The sequence below is a fragment of the Paeniglutamicibacter quisquiliarum genome, assembly GCF_019084045.1.
GTDB classification, from domain to species: Bacteria; Actinomycetota; Actinomycetes; order Actinomycetales; family Micrococcaceae; genus Paeniglutamicibacter; species Paeniglutamicibacter quisquiliarum.
The window spans coordinates 94,513-112,503 of record NZ_JAHRED010000008.1; the positions used below are offsets into that span (position 1 = coordinate 94,513).

The 17,991-nt window shown below is 66.8% G+C and carries 16 protein-coding genes; all 16 read right to left on the minus strand.

All coding sequences use genetic code 11. The features are described from left to right. Positions 1–2: 2 nt before the first annotated feature. The 16 genes from KRR55_RS14685 to KRR55_RS14760 all read right to left on the minus strand — a co-directional run bounded on the left by KRR55_RS14685 (position 3) and on the right by KRR55_RS14760 (position 17,945). Complete coding sequence (locus KRR55_RS14685; RefSeq protein ID WP_217389984.1) at positions 3–884, minus strand: RluA family pseudouridine synthase; 882 nt, start codon at positions 882–884, stop codon at positions 3–5. A 53-nt stretch (positions 885–937) separates the two neighbouring features. Next, positions 938–1,540 (minus strand): signal peptidase II, encoded by a 603-nt coding sequence (gene lspA / locus KRR55_RS14690; protein ID WP_217389985.1) that lies wholly within the window; start codon positions 1,538–1,540, stop codon positions 938–940. Between the two features lie 87 nt (positions 1,541–1,627). Then, a complete protein-coding gene (locus KRR55_RS14695) occupies positions 1,628–2,317 on the minus strand; it encodes a DivIVA domain-containing protein (protein WP_217389865.1) in 690 nt (229 codons plus the stop codon). 214 nt (positions 2,318–2,531) lie between these two features. Beyond that, on the minus strand, positions 2,532–2,837 hold the full coding sequence (locus KRR55_RS14700; RefSeq protein WP_217389866.1) for a YggT family protein: 306 nt from the start codon (positions 2,835–2,837) through the stop codon (positions 2,532–2,534). A gap of 21 nt (positions 2,838–2,858) precedes the next feature. Then, positions 2,859–3,392 carry a cell division protein SepF gene (locus tag KRR55_RS14705; RefSeq protein ID WP_217389867.1) on the minus strand — a complete coding sequence of 178 codons (534 nt, stop codon included), beginning with the start codon at positions 3,390–3,392 and terminating at the stop codon, positions 2,859–2,861. Positions 3,393–3,569: 177 nt separating this feature from the next. After that, positions 3,570–4,310, minus strand: coding sequence for a purine nucleoside phosphorylase YfiH/LACC1 family protein (locus KRR55_RS14710; RefSeq protein WP_217389868.1), 741 nt, complete (start codon positions 4,308–4,310; stop codon positions 3,570–3,572). 36 nt (positions 4,311–4,346) lie between these two features. Continuing rightward, positions 4,347–5,531, minus strand: coding sequence for a cell division protein FtsZ (gene ftsZ / locus KRR55_RS14715; protein WP_217389869.1), 1,185 nt, complete (start codon positions 5,529–5,531; stop codon positions 4,347–4,349). A gap of 199 nt (positions 5,532–5,730) precedes the next feature. Next, positions 5,731–6,486 carry a cell division protein FtsQ/DivIB gene (locus KRR55_RS14720; RefSeq protein ID WP_217389870.1) on the minus strand — a complete coding sequence of 252 codons (756 nt, stop codon included), beginning with the start codon at positions 6,484–6,486 and terminating at the stop codon, positions 5,731–5,733. Beyond that, on the minus strand, positions 6,486–7,886 hold the full coding sequence (gene murC, locus KRR55_RS14725) for a UDP-N-acetylmuramate--L-alanine ligase (protein ID WP_217389871.1): 1,401 nt from the start codon (positions 7,884–7,886) through the stop codon (positions 6,486–6,488). Before murC ends, KRR55_RS14720 begins: the two co-directional genes overlap by 1 nt. Positions 7,887–7,891: 5 nt before the next feature. After that, the gene (murG, locus tag KRR55_RS14730) at positions 7,892–9,022 is read right to left on the minus strand and encodes an undecaprenyldiphospho-muramoylpentapeptide beta-N-acetylglucosaminyltransferase (protein ID WP_217389872.1); all 1,131 of its coding nucleotides are present in this window, start codon (positions 9,020–9,022) and stop codon (positions 7,892–7,894) included. A gap of 36 nt (positions 9,023–9,058) precedes the next feature. Then, positions 9,059–10,360 (minus strand): putative lipid II flippase FtsW, encoded by a 1,302-nt coding sequence (gene ftsW / locus KRR55_RS14735; protein WP_217389873.1) that lies wholly within the window; start codon positions 10,358–10,360, stop codon positions 9,059–9,061. Between the two features lie 9 nt (positions 10,361–10,369). After that, positions 10,370–11,914, minus strand: coding sequence for a UDP-N-acetylmuramoyl-L-alanine--D-glutamate ligase (gene murD, locus KRR55_RS14740; RefSeq protein WP_217389874.1), 1,545 nt, complete (start codon positions 11,912–11,914; stop codon positions 10,370–10,372). After that, positions 11,896–12,999 carry a phospho-N-acetylmuramoyl-pentapeptide-transferase gene (gene mraY / locus KRR55_RS14745; protein ID WP_217389875.1) on the minus strand — a complete coding sequence of 368 codons (1,104 nt, stop codon included), beginning with the start codon at positions 12,997–12,999 and terminating at the stop codon, positions 11,896–11,898. Before mraY ends, murD begins: the two co-directional genes overlap by 19 nt. Beyond that, positions 12,996–14,474 (minus strand): UDP-N-acetylmuramoyl-tripeptide--D-alanyl-D-alanine ligase, encoded by a 1,479-nt coding sequence (locus KRR55_RS14750; protein ID WP_217389876.1) that lies wholly within the window; start codon positions 14,472–14,474, stop codon positions 12,996–12,998. Before KRR55_RS14750 ends, mraY begins: the two co-directional genes overlap by 4 nt. A gap of 13 nt (positions 14,475–14,487) precedes the next feature. Then, positions 14,488–16,113, minus strand: coding sequence for a UDP-N-acetylmuramoyl-L-alanyl-D-glutamate--2,6-diaminopimelate ligase (locus KRR55_RS14755; RefSeq protein ID WP_217389877.1), 1,626 nt, complete (start codon positions 16,111–16,113; stop codon positions 14,488–14,490). Then, positions 16,113–17,945, minus strand: a complete 1,833-nt coding sequence (locus KRR55_RS14760) for a peptidoglycan D,D-transpeptidase FtsI family protein (protein ID WP_217389878.1) — start codon at positions 17,943–17,945, stop codon at positions 16,113–16,115. The genes KRR55_RS14755 and KRR55_RS14760 overlap by 1 nt, the downstream gene beginning before the upstream one ends. Between the last annotated feature and the right edge of the window lie 46 nt (positions 17,946–17,991).

A 17,991-nucleotide genomic window follows, 5' to 3' on the forward strand; every position in this document is an offset into this window, starting at 1 on the left:
CATTAGAAGTTGCCGTCGCGCAGCATTTCCAGGGCGTTGTTCAAATCCAGCGGGTAGTCGCTGGTGTACTCGACCCACTCCCCGTTGACCGGGTGGAAGAACCCCAGCATTTGGGCATGGAGCCACTGGCGGGTCAGCCCGAGGGCGGCCGACAGCTTCGGGTCCGCCCCGTAGGTCTGGTCTCCCGCACAGGGATGCCGCAGGGCACTGAAGTGCACGCGGATCTGGTGGGTGCGGCCGGTTTCCAGGGTGACTTCCACCAGCGAGGCGCGGCCAAATGCCTCGAGGACCTTGTAGTGGGTCACCGAGTCGCGGCCGTCCTCGATGACGGCGAATTTCCAGTCGTGCCCGGGATGGCGGCCCAGCGGAGCGTTGATGGTGCCTTCCAGCGGGTCGGGCAGCCCCTGCACGACCGCGTGGTAGATCTTCTTCGGGGTCCGTTCCTTGAACGCGCGCTTGAGCGCCGTGTAGGCGCGTTCGGACTTGGCGACCACCATCAGGCCGCTGGTGCCCACGTCCAGTCGGTGCACGATGCCCTGGCGTTCGGCCGATCCCGAGGTGGAAATTCGGTAGCCGGCGGCGGCCAGGGCGCCGACCACGGTGGGGCCGACCCAGCCCGGCGAGGGGTGTGCCGCGACGCCCACGGGCTTGTCGATGACGACGTAGTCATCGTCGTCGGCAATGATCTTGAGGTCTTCCACGAGTTCTACCCTGATTTCTAGTGGGTCTGGCCGAAGCGGAATGAAGACTTCGATGGTGTCGCCGGCAGTGGTCTTGCGGGACTTGCCCAGTACCTTGCCGGCGAGCGTCACGTTCCCCTCGGCGCAGAGCAGTGCCGCCTGCGCGCGGGAGATCTCGAGCCGCTGGGCCAGGAAGGCATCCATGCGCAGTGCCGCCTCGTCCGGCGAGACGAGCAGCGATTCGGTGCGTTCCCCGGTCACTGCTGTTCCCGCGGCTCGGGCTCGGCGTCCTGCTCCGGCTTCTTCTTCGCCACGGACCTGCTGCCATCGAGTTCGCGGCCGGTGAAGAGCAGCAGGCAGATCCCGATCATCGAGCAAACAATGAACATGTCGGCGATGTTGAATATCGCGAAGTTCGGCAGGGCAATGAAATCAACCACGTGTCCCTGTCCGAAGGAGGGCGGACGGAAGAGCCTGTCGGTGAGGTTTCCGGCGACGCCGCCCATCAGTCCGCCCAGGGCGAGGGCCCAGGGCCACACGCGGATCTTGCGCACGAGGAACACCGCCACGTAGAGGAGCACGGCCGCCTGGATGATGCTGAAGATCCAGGTGTAGCCCTCGCCCATGGAAAACGCGGCGCCGGAATTCTTGATGTAGTACCAGCGCAGCAACGGAGCGAAGACGTCGACGACTTGGCCCTCGTACATCGACGATTCCACGATGCGCTTGGTGAACTGGTCCAGGACCAGGGCAAACACTGCCAGGACGCTCGTGGCCAGCACGAGGCGCCGTGCGGTTCCACTGCCGGGTGCGGGCTTGGCGGCACCTTGCGGCACCGGTGGTGTGGAGCTGTTTTCCATCATGTCCTTTAACGCATTGTTGGCGGTCGGTAACCCGACCGCCAACAATCTTAAGCCATCAATATGTGCGGCAAGTGCTGAAACAGATTAGCCGTTTTCCTTGGCTTCTGCCGTATCCATGGAGCCCTTGGCTTCCAGATCGCGCAGCTGACCCTCGATGTAGGTCTTCAGGCGGGCGCGGTAGTCGCGCTCGAAGCCACGCAGCTGCTCGACCTTGCGCTCCAGAACAGTCTTCTGCTGTTCCAGTGCCGACAGGGTCTTGCGGCTCTTCTCCTCGGCCTCGGAAACGAGGCTGTTGGCCTCGACCTGGGCTTCGGCGATGATCTTGTCACGCTGTTCAACACCTGCGGAGACGTATTCGTCGTGCAGGCGCTGGGCCATGGCCAGGACGCCGGCGGCGGACTCGGCCGTGGAGGCCGGGGCTGCTGCTGCGGCGGGGGCCGCTGCAACGACCTTGGCCGGCTCGGCTGCCTTGGGGGCTTCGGGAGCCTTGGTCTCTTCCTTCTTGACCTCGGGAGCCTTGGCATCCTTGGGCTTTTCCGCCTCGGCCGGCTTGGCTGCAGGGGCTGCTGCCACAGGGGCTGGTACGGACTGTTCGCCTTCGCTGATGCCGGCTTCCGACAGGCGGCGACGCAGTTCGTCATTCTCCTGCGTCAGACGACGTAGCTCGACAACGATTTCGTCTAGGAAATCGTCAACTTCATCCTGATCGTAGCCTTCACGAAACTTCGTCGGCTGAAATCGCTTGTTGACTACATCTTCTGGCGTGAGAGCCATCTGGTCACCTCGATACTTGGTTCTCTCCTCGAACCGCTGAAGTGCGGCCCGAGTACACTTACCGTTTATTGGTGCGCAACCCGGTGCAGTCGTTGCGCCTAATGTGACAACACTATAACGACTGGGCCGGTAAAGGCTAAAGGAAACGAACTTTCCTTCCGAAAATTCATCGACTTGACCCTTGTCGCACCGTAATTCAGGCCTCTTCCGAGGCCTATCCCTGCGCCGCTGCAACACCCAAACTATTGACAATGATCTTGAGCACTATGACGGCGAAGAACAAAATGATGAACGCCAAATCAAGGCGGATTCCGCCGAGATCTAGCGGTTTAATGCGCGAGCGCAACCAGCGCATCGGAGGATCCGTGGTCTTGGCAATCAATGAGACCGCGACCAGGGCCATACCGCGCGGGCGCCAGGAGCGCGCAAAGGACTCCGTGACATCGAGCACTATGCGCAACAGCAACATGACTTGCAGCACCGTCAGCACCACATAAAGTAGCGCGAAAATAAGCTCCACTATGCCTTCGAACCCTTGGACTTAGCTCTGGTTGAAGAAGGTTGCCTGGTCTTCGGACTGTTTCTTGTCCTCACCCAGGACCTCAACCGTGGAGGGCGAAAGCAGGAACACCTTGTTGGTGACCCGCTCGATGCTGCCGTGCAGGGCAAAGACCAGCCCCGCGGAGAAGTCGACCAGACGCTTGGCGTCCGCTTCGCCCATGTCCGTGACGTTCATGATGACGGGGATGCCGTCACGGAAGTTCTCGCCAATGATTTTCGCGTCATTGTAAGAACGTGGATGAACGGTGGTGATTTGACGCAATGAAGAGTCCTCGTCCCGTGCTGAAGGTGCGCGCTTGATGGGTGTTACCGGAGCCCGGTATTCGTTTTCGATGACAGGGCGGGGTGCCACTTGTGCTACCGGAGCAGGCTGTGCGGCAACCGGCTCTTCGCGGACCGGCTCGACGACGCGCACATCTTCACGCGCTTCAATGTCGTGCTTCTCGGCCTCGAAGTTCTCGTCACCTTCGGCGAGTCCCAGGTAGATCATTGTCTTGCGCAATGCGCCAGCCATGGTCTTCTCCTTTTGATCGTGCGCGGTCGGCGGTCTACCGAACCGCAAATCTCTCCGCTATCTCGACGCTACAGCACCATTTGGCGGTGCCGGAGGACATCGGTGCGATTCGGGCGGTGTGTCGCCCTGTGTCGTTCGGCGCGCCGCGCCGCGGCCCCGTTCCCGTATGGCGGCCGGTCAGGCCCGGGCACCGGCCTCGGCGTGGACATCCCGGCCCGTCGCCTGCCAAACCAATCCGGCCAGGCGGCCGGTGCGCGGGTCGCGGCGGTAGGAATAATAGGTGTCGTCCTCCAGGGTGCAGGCCCCGGATTCGGTGACCGCCACGCCCAGAGCGCGAAGTTCGGATGCCGCGGCCCGCGGCAGGTCCAGTCCGGCAGTGCCCTGGCTGGTGGTGGAGCCGATCCCGGGACGAAGCGCCTCGGCCTCCGCGGCCATGGCCGCGGGAACCTCGTAGCAGCTTCCGCAAATGGCCGGGCCGATCCAGGCCTCGACGCCATCCGCTCCGGCCGCACGCATGCGGTTGAAGGTTGCGGTCAGGATTCCGTCGAGCAATCCGCGGCGGCCCGCGTGCGCGACCGCGGTGACAGGTCCCTGCGTGGAGGTCCCCACAAGGACGACGGGTACGCAATCGGCGACCATGACGGCCAGGGGGTGGGCGGCGTCCGCCGAAACCAGTGCGTCGCCGGTGGGTATGGCGGATTCCTGCGGGGGCCCGTCCACGTCAAGCACGGTGGCAGAGTGGATCTGGTCCATGTAGCTGAACCGCTGCTCCCCCAGCCCCAGGCCACGTTCCAGATCGCGACGCCGCAGCAGCACGGCGTCGCGATCATCCGGAACGTGGAAGGCAAGGTTTCCTTCGGCCGTGGATGTGAATGCAATGTGCACGCCGGGGGCAAGCACTGATTGGTATCGCAACATGGGGCTCGGAAGGTTCCCTTCTGCCGTTGGTCCCGCTTACTTCAGGAAGTCCGGGACGTCCAGGTCGTCGTTGGTGGCCGAGAGATCCGGCTCAACGATGGCAGGAAGTTCCTCGAAGCCCGGATCCGCGGTTGCAACCGCAGCGTGGACCTCTTCGCGGCGGGGTGCCGCCTGGGGCGAGGCCGGTGCCGCGGCGGGAGCAGCGGGAGCCGCCGCCGGGGCGGCGGGGGCGTTGCGGACAGCCGGCTGCAGGGTCTGCGGCGCGCTGGTGGCATCGACCTGGTCGAAGCCGGCAGCGATCACCGTCACGCGGGCCTCGTCGCCCAGGGCGTCGTCAATGACGGCGCCGAAGATGATGTTGGCTTCCGGGTGTGCGACTTCCTGCACGAGGCGTGCGGCCTCGTTGATCTCGAACAGGCCGAGGTCCGAGCCGCCCTGGATGGACAGCAGGACGCCGTGGGCGCCGTCGATGGAGGCCTCCAGCAGCGGCGAGGCGATGGCGAGTTCGGCGGCCTTGACCGCGCGATCCTCGCCGCGTGCCGAACCGATGCCCATGAGTGCCGAACCGGCTCCCTGCATCACGGACTTGACGTCCGCGAAGTCGAGGTTGATCAGGCCCGGGGTGGTGATCAGGTCGGTGATCCCCTGGACGCCGGAAAGCAGCACCTGGTCGGCCTGGCGGAATGCGTCCAGGACCGAGACGTTGCGGTCGGAGATCGAGAGCAAGCGGTCGTTCGGGATGACAATGAGGGTGTCGACCTCGTCGCGCAGCGCCTCGATGCCGTTTTCGGCGCTGGTCGCGCGGCGGCGGCCCTCGAAGGTGAACGGACGGGTGACCACGCCAATGGTCAGCGCGCCGAGGCCGCGGGCGATGCGGGCGATGACGGGTGCGCCGCCGGTGCCGGTGCCGCCGCCCTCGCCGGCGGTCACGAAGACCATGTCGGCCCCGCGCAGCACTTCCTCGATCTCCTCCGCGTGGTCCTCGGCTGCCTGGCGTCCCACATCGGGGTTGGCTCCGGCACCCAGGCCACGGGTAAGTTCGCGTCCCACATCGAGTTTGACGTCGGCATCGCTCATGAGCAATGCCTGCGCATCCGTGTTGATTGCAATAAATTCGACGCCTCGCAGGCCAACTTCGATCATGCGGTTGACGGCGTTGACGCCACCACCGCCGATGCCGACGACCTTGATGACGGCGAGGTAGTTCTGTGGAGCTGCCACGTCCTGATTCCCTTGTTCGATGTGCTGCTGACCGAGGAAGCTCAACCGGACCAACGTTAACCCTCAACTCGAAGGTTATAGTTATGTCAAGCAACCGCTATGAAAACGCTATGTTTCACAGTTCGTACATGCAACGACCAAGGCCGCGTGTCGCCCCTAAGTCGTTGATTTTTCTTGTATTCGGGCCCCTGGAGGTCCGTTACCGGGCCACCGGGTGCTGCGGGCTGGAAATGTCGTACACCTTGATGGGTGCCTTCTTGTCCTTCGGGGCCCCCAAAAGTGCCTCCAGGACCTGGGTCTTGAGCGCCGCGTCCTGGTCGTTGCCCCAAATCACCAGTTGTCCGCTGTTGAGCTTGAGCTCGACAAAGTCCTTGCTGGTGGCCGTCGCGTGATCCACGTTCGCCAATAGCTTATCCGGTAGTTCTGAGAGAACCCGGGTGAGCATCGAAAACACCTTGGGGTCCTTGGTCACCTTCGAGGATCGGATGGTGGGAAGCTTCGGCTTGTCCTTCGCCCTCAGCGAGGCCAGGACCTGCCCCTCGGGACCCACCAGGGAGCGCTTCTTCCCTTCGAGCAGCACCGCCACGGGGACGAATTCGACGACCTGGACGTGCAGCGTGTTGGGCGCCTCGGCCTGGACGATTGCGTCCTTCACGGCGGGCTCCCCCGCCAGCAGCTCCATGACCCGTCCGGTCCCGACCCGCGAGAGCGGCACGCCGTGCAGCGGCTCGAGGGCCTGTTCGACGGTCCTGTCGCTGACCAGCGAATTGCCCGAGACCGTGACCGACTTGATCGCCAGGATCGGCGAAAACGTCAGCACGAGGACCAGGACGACCACGAGACCTGCGACCACCGATCCGCCGATGAGCCAACGCCGCCTGGCGCGCACCCCGGGATCCTCGGGCAGGTCCAGGACATTGTTGGGGCCCTGCCCGTGCCCGGCCTTGCCTGCCATCAGCTGCCCAGACGTTTTTCCAGCGCGGCCACGATGGCGCCGGCCTGCTCGGTGACGTCCCCGGCGCCGATGGTCATGATCACGTCCCCGGGGCTGGCCAGGTCCGCAAGCACCTCGGCGGCCCGTGCCATGGACACCAGCCCCCCGGCGGTGTTCAGCTCGCGGGTCAGCAATTCGCTGGTCACCCCGGGAATCGGGGTTTCACGTGCCGGGTAGATTTCCAGGACGTGCGCCGAATCGGCCAGCGAGAGGGCCGCGGCGAACTCGCGGTGGAATTCCTTGGTGCGGGAGAAGAGGTGCGGCTGGAACAGGACGTGCACGGCCCCGTCGCCGGCGACCGCGCGGGCGGCGCGCAGGGCGGCGGTCACCTCGGTGGGGTGGTGGGCGTAGTCGTCGAAGACCCGCACTCCCCCGGCCTCGCCGCGGAAGTCGAAGCGGCGCGCGGCACCGGTGAAGGCACCCAGGCCCGCCACCGCCGCCTCGGGCTCCAGGCCGCAGTCCAGGCCCACGGCGAAGGCCGCGGCCGCATTGAGCAGGTTGTGGTTTCCCGGCACGGCAAGTTCCAGTTCCGCCGTTTCACCGCTTCCCCACTCCATGGTGCAGGCGAAGCGCAGTCCGACCGGCTTCGCGTCGCTCAGCCTGCGGTCCGCGCCCTCGGAGAAGCCGTAGGTCTGCACGCGCAACGCCGGGCGCTCGCGGCGCATCCGCACGGCCAGGGCCAGGGAGCCCGGATCATCGGCACAGCAGATCAGCAGGCCGGAATCCGGAAGCAGCGAGGCGAAGTCGTAGAACGCCCGGTGCACCGCCTCGACGCTGCCGTAGTGGTCAAGGTGGTCGGCCTCGACGTTGGTGATGACCGCGACATCGGGGGCGTAGTTCAGGAACGAGGCATCGGATTCGTCGGCCTCGGCCACGAACACCCTGCCCTGCCCGTATTCCGCGTTCACGCCCAGCGAGGCGATGTTCGCCCCGACGGCGAAGGTCGGGGAGATCCCGGCCTCGCGCAGCATGAAGGCGATCAGCGAGGTCGTGGTGGTCTTCCCGTGGGTCCCGGCCACGGTGATGACCCGGTGCCCCTCCATGGTGGCGGCAAGCCCCTCGGAGCGGTGCAGGATGCGCAGCCCGCGGGCCAGGGCCTCGTCGTATTCCGGGTTGCCCTCCTTGATGATCGAGGAGACCACCACGGTGTCGGCATCGCCGAGGTTGGCCGCGGCGTAGCCGACATTGATGCGGGCGCCGGCCTGGCGCAGGTCATCGAGCACCGGAAGGTCCTTGGCGTCGGTTCCCGAGACGTTCAGCCCGCGGGCCAGCATCAGCCTGGCAACCGCCGAGACGCCCACCCCGCCGATGCCCAGCAGGTGGACGTTGCCCAGCGTGGCCAGTGTGTGTTGTTCCTGCATGTCCCTTAGCTTCCCGTGTTGGTGGTTTGTGGCGGTGTTCCGTGGCCGAGCGACTCGCGGATCATGGCGGCCATGACGGCAGCCGCGTCGCTGCGCCCCTGGGCCTTGGCCGCCGCGCCCATGGCGGCAAGCGCCTGCGGGTCCTTCAGCAGCGGCAGCAGCGTCGTGGCCAGGTAGTCGGGGGTGAAGTCGGCGTCGTCCACCAGCAGCGCGCCGCCGGCGGCGACCAGGTCCGCGGCGTTCAGGCGCTGCTCGCCGTTGCCGATGGGCAGCGGGACGAGCACCGAGGGGGTGCCCGCGACGGCAAGCTCGCACACCGTCCCTGCCCCGGAGCGGGCGACCATGAGGTCGGCCGCCGCGTAGGCCTGGTCCATGGAGTCGACGTACTCGACCTGCCGGTATCCGTCCGCGGCCAGCGGCTTGCCCGCGGCGTCGAGCACGGCCTTGCCGCTCCCGGTGATGTGCAGGACCTGTACCCCGGCGCCCGTGAGTTCGCCCAGGCCCGCGGCTATGGTCGCGTTGATGGACGCCGCCCCCGAGGATCCTCCGGTGACCACCAGTGCCGGGGCGTCCCCGGTGAAGCCCAGGGCGCGGCGTGCCCCCTCGCGCTGTGCCTCCCGGTCCATTCCCGCCACGAAGCCGCGCATCGGCATGCCGATGACCTTCGCCCCGGGCAGCCCGGTGCCGCTGAAAGCGGCCCCGACGCCGGCGGCGTACCGGGCACCGACCTTGTTGGCCAGCCCGGCGCGCGCGTTGGCCTCGTGGACGAAGATCGGCAGCCCGAGCTTCTTCGCCGCCAGGTAGACCGGGGTGCACACGTAGCCCCCGACCCCGAGCACCGCCTGGGCGCCCGTGTCGTCAAGGATGGCACCGGCGGCCTTGATCGCGGCGCGGAAGCGGAAGGGCAGCTTGAGCAGGTCCAGGGAGGGCCGGCGCGGCATGGGGACCTTGGCAATGGTGCGCAGCTCGTACCCGGCCTCGGGCACCAGCCTGGTCTCCAGGCCGTTGGCGGTTCCCACCGCGGTGATCTGCGTGCTGGGCGCGGCGTCGCGCAGGGCGTCGGCGATGGCAATCATGGGGGTGATGTGTCCGGCCGTTCCGCCGCCGGCGATCACCACTCGTAGGGGCTCAGTCATGGGGATACGTGCACTACTTTCGGAGGGATCGGTGTTTCAGGCGGATTCCTTGGCCGCACGGCGCTTCGCCAGAAGGGCAGCCATGCCGCGCGGGGTTCCGGCCGGTTGCAGTCTAACGCGTTGTTCCCGGGCAAAGGACAGCACCACCCCGATGCCCAGGAAGGCGGCGAGCAGGGCCGAGCCGCCGGAGGAAATGAAGGGCAGCGGGACGCCGATGACCGGCAGCAGGCCGGTGACCATGCCGATGTTGATGAAGGCCTGGCCAATCAGCCAGGCCATGATGCCGCTGATGGCAACGCGCCCGAACACGGTGCCGGTGCGCACCGCGATGCGGTACATGGCGACCGCCAGCATCCCGTAGAGCACGATGACGAAGAGGGTGCCCAGCAGGCCCATTTCCTCGCCGAGCACCGCGAAGATGAAGTCGTTCTGGGCCTCGGGGATGTGCGACCACTTCTGCCGCGACTGGCCCAGGCCCACGCCGAACCAGCCGCCGGAGGCCAGGGCGAAGAGCCCCTGCTCGGCCTGGTAGCAATAGTCCTGGGGTCCGTCGCCGCAGGCGATGTGCAGCCACGCCAGGATCCGGCCCATGCGGTTGGGGGCAAGCAGCACCATCGCCACGATCCCCACCACGCCGACCAGGCCGGCGATGCCGAAGAGCTTGGCCTTCGCTCCCCCGACAAACATCACCACGGCCAGGATCAGCAGCAGGATCAGCGCGGTGCCCAGGTCGCGGCCCAGCAGCACCAAGAGCACCACCAGCAGCCCGAAGGGCGCCAGCAGCGGGATGACCGCGTGTTTCCACTGGTCCATCAGCTTGGCCTTGCGCTCGACCACCCAGGCGCCCCACAGGGCGAGGGCGACCTTGGCGAATTCGGAGGGCTGGACCGAGAAGGGACCGAAGTAGATCCAGTTCTTGTTGCCGTAGATTTCCTGCCCGATGAGCAGCACCAGCACCAGCAACAGCCCCGCCGCCCCGAGTGCCGGCCAGGCCAGCTTCTTCAGCGTCGGCAGGGAAATCAGTTGCATGCACCCCAGGCAGACCACGCCGACCAGCGCCCACAGCGACTGCTTGAAGAAGGCGTCGAAGGCCGACTGGTTACGCGCGATCGCCTCCACCGAGGAGGAGGACAGCACCATGATCAGGCCCATGAAGGTCAACGCCAGCGTGGTGCCCAGCACGACGTAGTAGTTGATTTGGGCGCCGCGCAGCGAGGGGTCCTCGATGCGGGTGAACCACTTCGCCAGTCCACGCGGTTCCCGACCCCGGCCGCGCTTGGGGCCTGCGGTGCCGGCCTTGGCGCTCCTGCCCCGTGGGCTGCGGGATGTGCCGCTCACGACTGCTCCTTACCTGGGGTCGTCCCCCATGAGCGCACGGACCGCGTCGATGAAGGCATTGCCGCGTTGTGCGTATGAGGAAAATTGGTCCATTGATGCCGCCGCCGGCGCCATCAACACGGTGTCCCCGGCCTCGGCGATCCCGGCGGCCGCCTTGACGGCCTGCGCCATCACGGCCCAGCCGCTGGCCGTGCCGGTGGTTCCGGCGCCGCCCTCGACACCATTTTCGCGCACCTCGGCCATGATCACCGGCACCTGCGGTGCGTGTCGTTCAAGGGCGCCGAGCAGCTTGGCGGTGTCGGTGCCGATGACCACGACGGCCTTGAGCCGCTTGGCATGGGACGATACCAATTCGTCGTATTCCACGCCCTTGGACAGCCCGCCCGCGATCCACACGACGGAGGAGAAGGCCCCCAGCGAGGCGCCGGCGGCATGGGGGTTGGTCGCCTTGGAGTCGTTGATCCACAGCACGTCGTCGCGGCGGGCAACGGCCTGGATGCGGTGGTCCCCGGAATCGAAGCCGGACAGTCCCGCGGCCACGGCCGCGGGTTCGACGCCGCAGGCCCGGGCCAGGGCGGCGGCTGCCGCGGCGTTGGCGGCGGTGTGCCGGGGCACGACCTCGCCGATTTGGTCCAGGGCGATGAGTTCGGCGGCGGAGTTTCGCCGGTCCTCGATGAAGGCGCGGTCCACCAGCAGGTCCTCGACCACCCCGACCATGCTCAGCGACGGGACTCCGGTGGTGAAGCCGATCGCGCGGCAGCCCTCGACGACGTCGGCATTTTCGACCATGGCCTCCACGACGGGCTCGTCGGCGTTGTAGATGGCCGCGACGCGGGTGCGCTCGTAGATCTTGGCCTTGTCGGCCTTGTAGTTTTCGAACCCGCCGTGCCAGTCCACGTGGTCCTCGGCGATGTTCAGCACCACGGAGGCCAGCGGGGAGATGGAGTGGGTGAAGTGCAGCTGGAAGCTGGAGAGCTCCACGGCGATCACGTCGAAGCCCTCCGGGTCGCGGACCGCATCCAGGATGGGGGTGCCGACGTTGCCGGCGGCGATGGCGCGCAGCCCTGCCGCCTTGAGGATCGACTCGGTCATGCCCACCGTGGTGGTCTTGCCGTTGGTGCCGGTGATGACGACCCACTCGGCCAGCTTGCGCCCTTCCTTCTCGCGCACCCGCCAGGCCAGCTCCACGTCGCCCCAGATCTCGATCCCGGCCTCTGCGGCCGCGGCGAGCATGGGTTGGCGCGGGTTCCAGCCCGGGGAGGCAATGAGCAGTTGCGGCGCCTGGCCGTCGATGGGCGGCAGCGCGTCGGTGTGCCCAGCACCCAGAAGCACGTCGGCGGCGCCAACGATCTTCAGGGTGTCGGCCCGCGAACGGTTGACCTCGGTGTCCGCACCGTCGATGACGACGACCCGGGCACCGAGTTCGATCAGCGTGTCGGCGGCGGAGAAGCCGGACAGGCCCAGGCCCGCCACGACGACCCGCAGTCCCGCCCAGTTCGATTCCCAGCGGGTGAGGTGGTCCAGGCTGGCGCGGGTCACAGGGCCACGACCCATTCGGAGTAGAAGATCCCCAGGCCGGCGGCCACGAAGAGCCCGCCCAGGATCCAGAACCGTACCACCACGTTCTCCTCGGCCCAGCCGGAGAGCTCGAAGTGATGCTGCAGCGGAGCCATCTTGAAGACGCGCTTGCCGCCGGAAAGCTTGAAGAACCCGACCTGAATGATCACCGAGAGCGCGATGAGGACGAAGAGGCCCGCCAGCACGAGCAGCAGGATCTGCGTACGGGAGAGGATGGCGAAGGCGGCGATGGCGCCGCCGATGGCCAGCGACCCGGTGTCACCCATGAAGATCTTGGCCGGCTTGGCGTTCCACCACAGGAACCCGACCAGCGCGCCGCAAAGGATCGCGCCGAGCATCGCCAGGTCCATGGGGTCGCGGACGGTGTAGCAGACGTTCGAGGTGACGTTGACGCCGCAGGCCTGGTTCTGCTGCCAGATCCCGATGATGGTGTAGGCGCCGAAGACCATGATCGAGGCGCCGGTGGCCAGCCCGTCGAGGCCGTCGGTGAGGTTCACGCCGTTGGTGGTGGCGGTGACGATCAGGTTGGACCACAGCACGAACAGGACCAGCCCGAGCAGCGGGCCGGCAAAGGCCAGGTCCACGTTGGTGTCGCGCAGGAAGGAGATCGCCGTCGAGGCGGGGGTCAGCCCCTGGGCATTGGGGAAATTCAGCGCCAGCACGGCGAAGCCGATGCCCACCGCGGCCTGCAGCACGATCTTCTCCCAGGCCCGCAGGCCGAGCGAGCGCTTCTTGGCGATCTTGATGAAGTCGTCCAGGAACCCGACCAGTCCCATGCCGGCGAAGAGCAACAGCACCAGCAGGCCGCTGGCGGTGATGCCGGAGGAGGGCCGCTGCATCAGGGCCAGCAGCCCGTGGGTGGCGAAGTAGCTGAGGATGACCGCGGCAATGATGATGACCCCGCCCATGGTGGGGGTGCCCGACTTGGTGGCGTGGCTGGTCGGGCCGTCGTCGCGGACCACCTGCCCGTACTGCCGGCGGGTGAGCATGCGGATGAACAATGGCATGATGACCATCGTGAAGATCAAGGCAATGCCGGATCCCATGATTAGAGCAATCACTGCGCCGAGCCCTCCTTTGCGGCGGAAGCACCGCTGGTAGTTTCGGCAATTTGGTCGCCCAGGTGCCGAAGCCCCGAGCCGTTGGAAGACTTGAAGAGCACGATGTCCCCGGGAAGCAGGTTCTCGTTCAGGATCCGCGCGGCCGCCCTGGCGTCCTCGGCGTAGTACGCCTCGTCGCCCCAGCTGCCCTCGAGCACCGCGGAGTTGTAGGCCAGCTTGGCACCGCGCCCCACGACGAGCAGCTTCTTGATGTTCATGCGGACCGCGATGCGGCCCAGCATGTCGTGTTCGTGGCGGGAGTCCTCGCCGAGTTCGAGCATTTCACCCAGCACGGCCCAGGTGCGCCGGGCGTTGCCCTGCGCGTCGGGCAGTCCGAGTTCGGCCAGGGTGCGCAGCGCAGCCCGCATCGAGTCAGGGTTGGCGTTGTAGGCATCGTTGATGATGCTCACCCCGTCGGCCCGTTCGATGCGTTCCATCCGCCAGCGGCTGGTCGGGCCCAGGCCTTGGAGGGTCGCGGCGATCGTCGCCGGAGCCAGGCCGAGGTACTCCGCCACGGTGGCGGCTGCAAGGATGTTGGCCACGTGGTGGCGCCCGATGAGCCCGCTGGTCACCGGGTGTTCCGAGGAATCGGCCGCGACCAGGGTGAAGACGGGGTGGCCGTCGGCGTCGACGTCCAGGTCCCGGGCCCAAACTCCCGGCGCGGAGTTCTCGGCGGTGCGCTGCACGCCGAAGGGGCGGACCGGGGCCACGGTGCGGGTGCGCATGGCGGCCACGAGGTTGTCGTCGTTGTTCAGCACCGCAAGACCGGTCGCGGGCAGGGCCTCGACCATCTCGCCCTTGGCCTTGGCAATGTTCTCGATGCCGCCGAATTCCCCGGCGTGGGCCGAGCCGACGCCCAGGACCACCCCGACCTCGGGGTGGACCATGTCGGTGAGGTAGCGGATGTGGCCGACGCCGGTGGCACCCATTTCCATGATGAGGTACTTGGTCTCGGCGGTGGCCCGGAAGACCGTCAGCGGGACGCCGACCTCGCCGTTGTAGGAGCCCACCGGTGCCACCGTGGGGCCCAGCTTCTCCAGTAATGCGGCCAGCAGGTCCTTGGTGGTGGTCTTGCCGGCCGAGCCGGTGATGCCCACCACCCGCAACCCGTTGGAGGCCTTGAGGCGCTCGACGATGGCGGCGGCGATCTGGCCCATGGCGATGACGGCGTCGGGGACGATGATCGCGGGGTGCAGGGCACCGTCGGCGGAGTGGGTCTCGCGCTCGGCCAGGGCCAGCACCGCCCCCTGCTTCAGGGCAGCGTCGATGAAGTGGTGCCCGTCGGAGGACTCCCCCGGCTTGGCTACAAAGAGCCAGCCGGTTTCGCAGCTGCGCGAGTCGGTGTCGACCCCGAGGATGGGTGTGTCGGCGCTAGCCGTTGAGGTGAGTCGCCCGCCGGTGATTTCGGCGATTTCGGCGGAAAGAAGATCAATCATGGCACCTAGGACTTTACCCTTCATCCGTGGGATCGAAGGAATCGGAAACGGCCGACAGGGGGCTGAAGCCGTGCGCCAGCAGTGCCCGGCGCAGTTCCTCGCGGTCGTCGAGTTCCAGGTTCTCGCCCATGACTTCCTGGAATACCTCGTGGCCGCGCCCGGCCACCAGGATGGTGTCCCGTTCCCCCGCCAGGGCTACTGCCGCCGCAATTGCCGCGGCCCGCGGATGGATCTCCCGGACCTCGGTGCGCAGTCCCTGCGCCTGGATTTCCGCACGCGCCCCGGCAGCCACCGCGGCCCGAATGGGTGCGGGGTCCTCGGAGTGCGGGTCGTCATCAGTGACAATGACCACGTCTGCGTGTCTGGCGGCCACGGCTCCCATGATCGGGCGCTTGGTCGCATCGCGCTCACCGGTGGCCCCGAAGACCACGATCACCCGGGATCCGGGTTCCGCCGAGCGCACCGATGCCAGGGCACGGGCCAGGGCGTCGGGGTTGTGGGCGAAGTCGACGATGGATGCCGGGGCCTCGGCGATGACCTGCATGCGGCCCGGCACCTCGACGGTCAGCGGATTGGCCTCGTTCAGGGCCTCCTGCAGCCGGTCCGGGTCGACCCCGGACGCCAGGACCATCAGGACGGCCAGGGCCGCGTTGGAGACGTTGAAGTCCCCGGGCAGTCCCGTGCCCAGCTCCAGGACGATCTCCTCGGGCCCGCGCAGCTGGAACCTGTGGCCCAGCCCGGCCGGGACCACGTTGTCGATGACCCAGTCGGCGTCGGTCGCCGGGTCGCTGGCCAGGGTCCAGACCTCGGCCGTGGCCTGTGCGGCCATCTTCCGTCCCCACGCGTCGTCCACGGTGATCACCGCGCGGTCGCTGCGCTCCAGGTCGAAGAGCAGCGCCTTGGTGTCGAAGTATTCCTGCATGGAGCCATGCAGGTCCAGGTGGTCCTGGGTGAGGTTGGTGAAGCCCGAGACGGCGAAGCGCAGTCCGTCGACCCTCCGGTAGGACAGCGAGTGGGAAGAGACCTCCATGGTTGCCGCGGCGACGCCGAGTTCCCGCATGCGTGCCATCAGGCCGTGCAGCTGGGGGGCCTCGGGAGTGGTGAGGATGCTGGGGATCGGCGTCTGCCCGGCGGCAATCTCGATGGTGCCCACCAGGCCGGTCTCCCGCCCCAGGGCGCGGAGCACCGAGCGGATCATGTAGCTGGTGGTGGTCTTGCCGTTGGTACCGGTGAGCCCGAAGAGTTCGGGACAGGCCTCATCGGTGCCGTAGACCAGGGCGGAGAGTTCCCCGATGACCTCGCGGACCTGGTCCACCAGCAGCACCGGCAGCCCGAGGGCCGACGCGGCGGCCTCGCCCTCGATGTCCGTCAGGATGGCGGCGGCGCCGGCCTGGAGGGCTGCCTGGGCGAATTGTGCCCCGTGGAACCGGGCACCGGGCGCGGCCACATACAAGTCCCCGGGCTGCACGGCGCGGGAGTCCAGGCAGATCCCGGTGACCGTCGCCCCGCCGTCTCCGATGATGTTCGCGCCGCGCCCGGTCTCATGCAGGTATTCGAGCATTGCGGTCAATGTGGTGGCGCTATTGTCCAGTGGACGCAGCAGGGCTTCCGCCGCGCGGGGGGTGAGGGCTTCAGGCATTACCAAGATTTCTTTTGTTCGGATCCGATGAACACGTCGTAGCCGTTGGGCTTCGAATTGCTCGGCGCAACGTTGTAGGCGCTCAGGGTCTTGCTCATGACTTCGCTAAAGGTGTCGCCAACCGACCACGACTTCCAGTTTCCCTTGGGCCGGTACATCGTGACCACGACTGCAATCTCGGGGTCGTCAAGCGGGGCGACGCCGGCGAACGAGTTAGTGTACCCGTCGTAGCCGCCGTTGGGTCCGGCGGCCTGGCCGGTGCCCGATTTGCCGCCAACGCGGTAACCGGACACTGCCATCTTAGTGCCGGTGCCTTCCTGGACCACAGTCTCCATCATCCTGAGCATCTCCTTCGAGGTCTTCTCGGAGAACACCCGCTCGCTCTTGGGCGCGGCGGCCTTCTCGACGGTGCCGTCGGGGTTGATGAAGGAATCGATCAGCGTCGGGTCGATGCGCACCCCGCCGTTGGCGATCGCCTGGGTGATCTGCGCGGTGTGCAGCGCGGTCTGGGTGTAAGCCTGGCCGAACATGGTCGCATACTGCTGGCGGCGTTCCCAGTCCTGCGGGGCCGCAAGGATGCCCTGGCTGGCCCCGGAAAGTCCGATGTTGATGGCCTTTCCCAGGCCGAGCTTCTTCATGTACTTGTAGCGCGTCTCGTTGCTCATCTTGTTGCCGATCATGACGGTGCCTGTGTTGTAGGAGCGGGCAAAGATGCCCGCGGCCGTCATGTCGTAGGTCGAGTGCTTCAACGAGTCGTTGATGGTTTCCTTGTTGATCGTGTAGGCGTTGGGCACCCTGAACGCGTCGGTGGGCTTCATCACGCCCTCCTCCAGTGCCGCGGCAAAGGTGGGCATCTTTCCGGTGGAACCCGGCTCGAAGGCCTGGGTGATCGAGGCCGAGGTGCGGAAGCGGGCCTCGGTCGCGCTGGGGTCGTTGGGGTCCATCTGGTTTGAGTCCCCGATGGCGATGATGCGTCCGGTCTTCACCTCGGTGACGATCACGGAGACCCAATCCGCGTTGAATTGATTCTGCTTCTTCAGGGCCTCTTCCTGGGCGATGAAGTTGATGTCGCCGTCGATGGTGAGCTTGATGTCCTGGCCGTCGACCGCCGGCACCTCCGTCATTTCCGCCACGGGGATCCGCACGCCGTCGGCACCGATCTCGTAGGTGCGCGTTCCGGCGGTTCCCGTCAGGCGATCGTTCTGGCTCAGTTCCAGGCCTTCGGCGCCGTTGTGGGACTGCTGGTCCTCGGAGTTCTTCACGAATCCCAACAGCGGTCCCGCAACAACCCCGTTGGGGTACTGCCGCTCGCTGCGAAGCTGGCCGGTCAGGGTGGGGATGCGAAGTTCCATGACCGCGTTGCGCACTTCGGGCGTCACGCCCTTGGCCACCACCGAATACGCGTTTTTCTTGGCCCCGGGATCCCCGACGATGGCGGTGCGCACCGTGTTGACGTCCTGGTCGAGGATTCCGGCCAACTCGCCCACGGCTTGTTCGATGCTGACCTTTTCGCGGGTGGCGCCGCCGGACGGCTTGTTGCGGACGATTGGCTTGTCCGCATTGACCTTGCGTTGGTCGATGACCAGGTCATAGCGATCGACACTGGTGGCCAGGATGGTGCCCTTGGTATCCAGGATCTGTCCGCGCTTGGGCTGGGTTTCCTGGACCCGGGTGCGATTCTTGACCGCGTCGGCCGCGACCGCCTGGGCATTGAGCGACTGGACGAAGAACAGGCGGCCGCCGATAAGCAGGAGCAGTACCAACGCGAAGACCACGACCATGCGCAGGCGCGGATGCGTGGCTCCGGTGTTGGATGCGGATTTTTTGGGCATACTGTCCTCAGCTCATACCGGGTGGGCGTGGTGGTGCTAGTCGTGG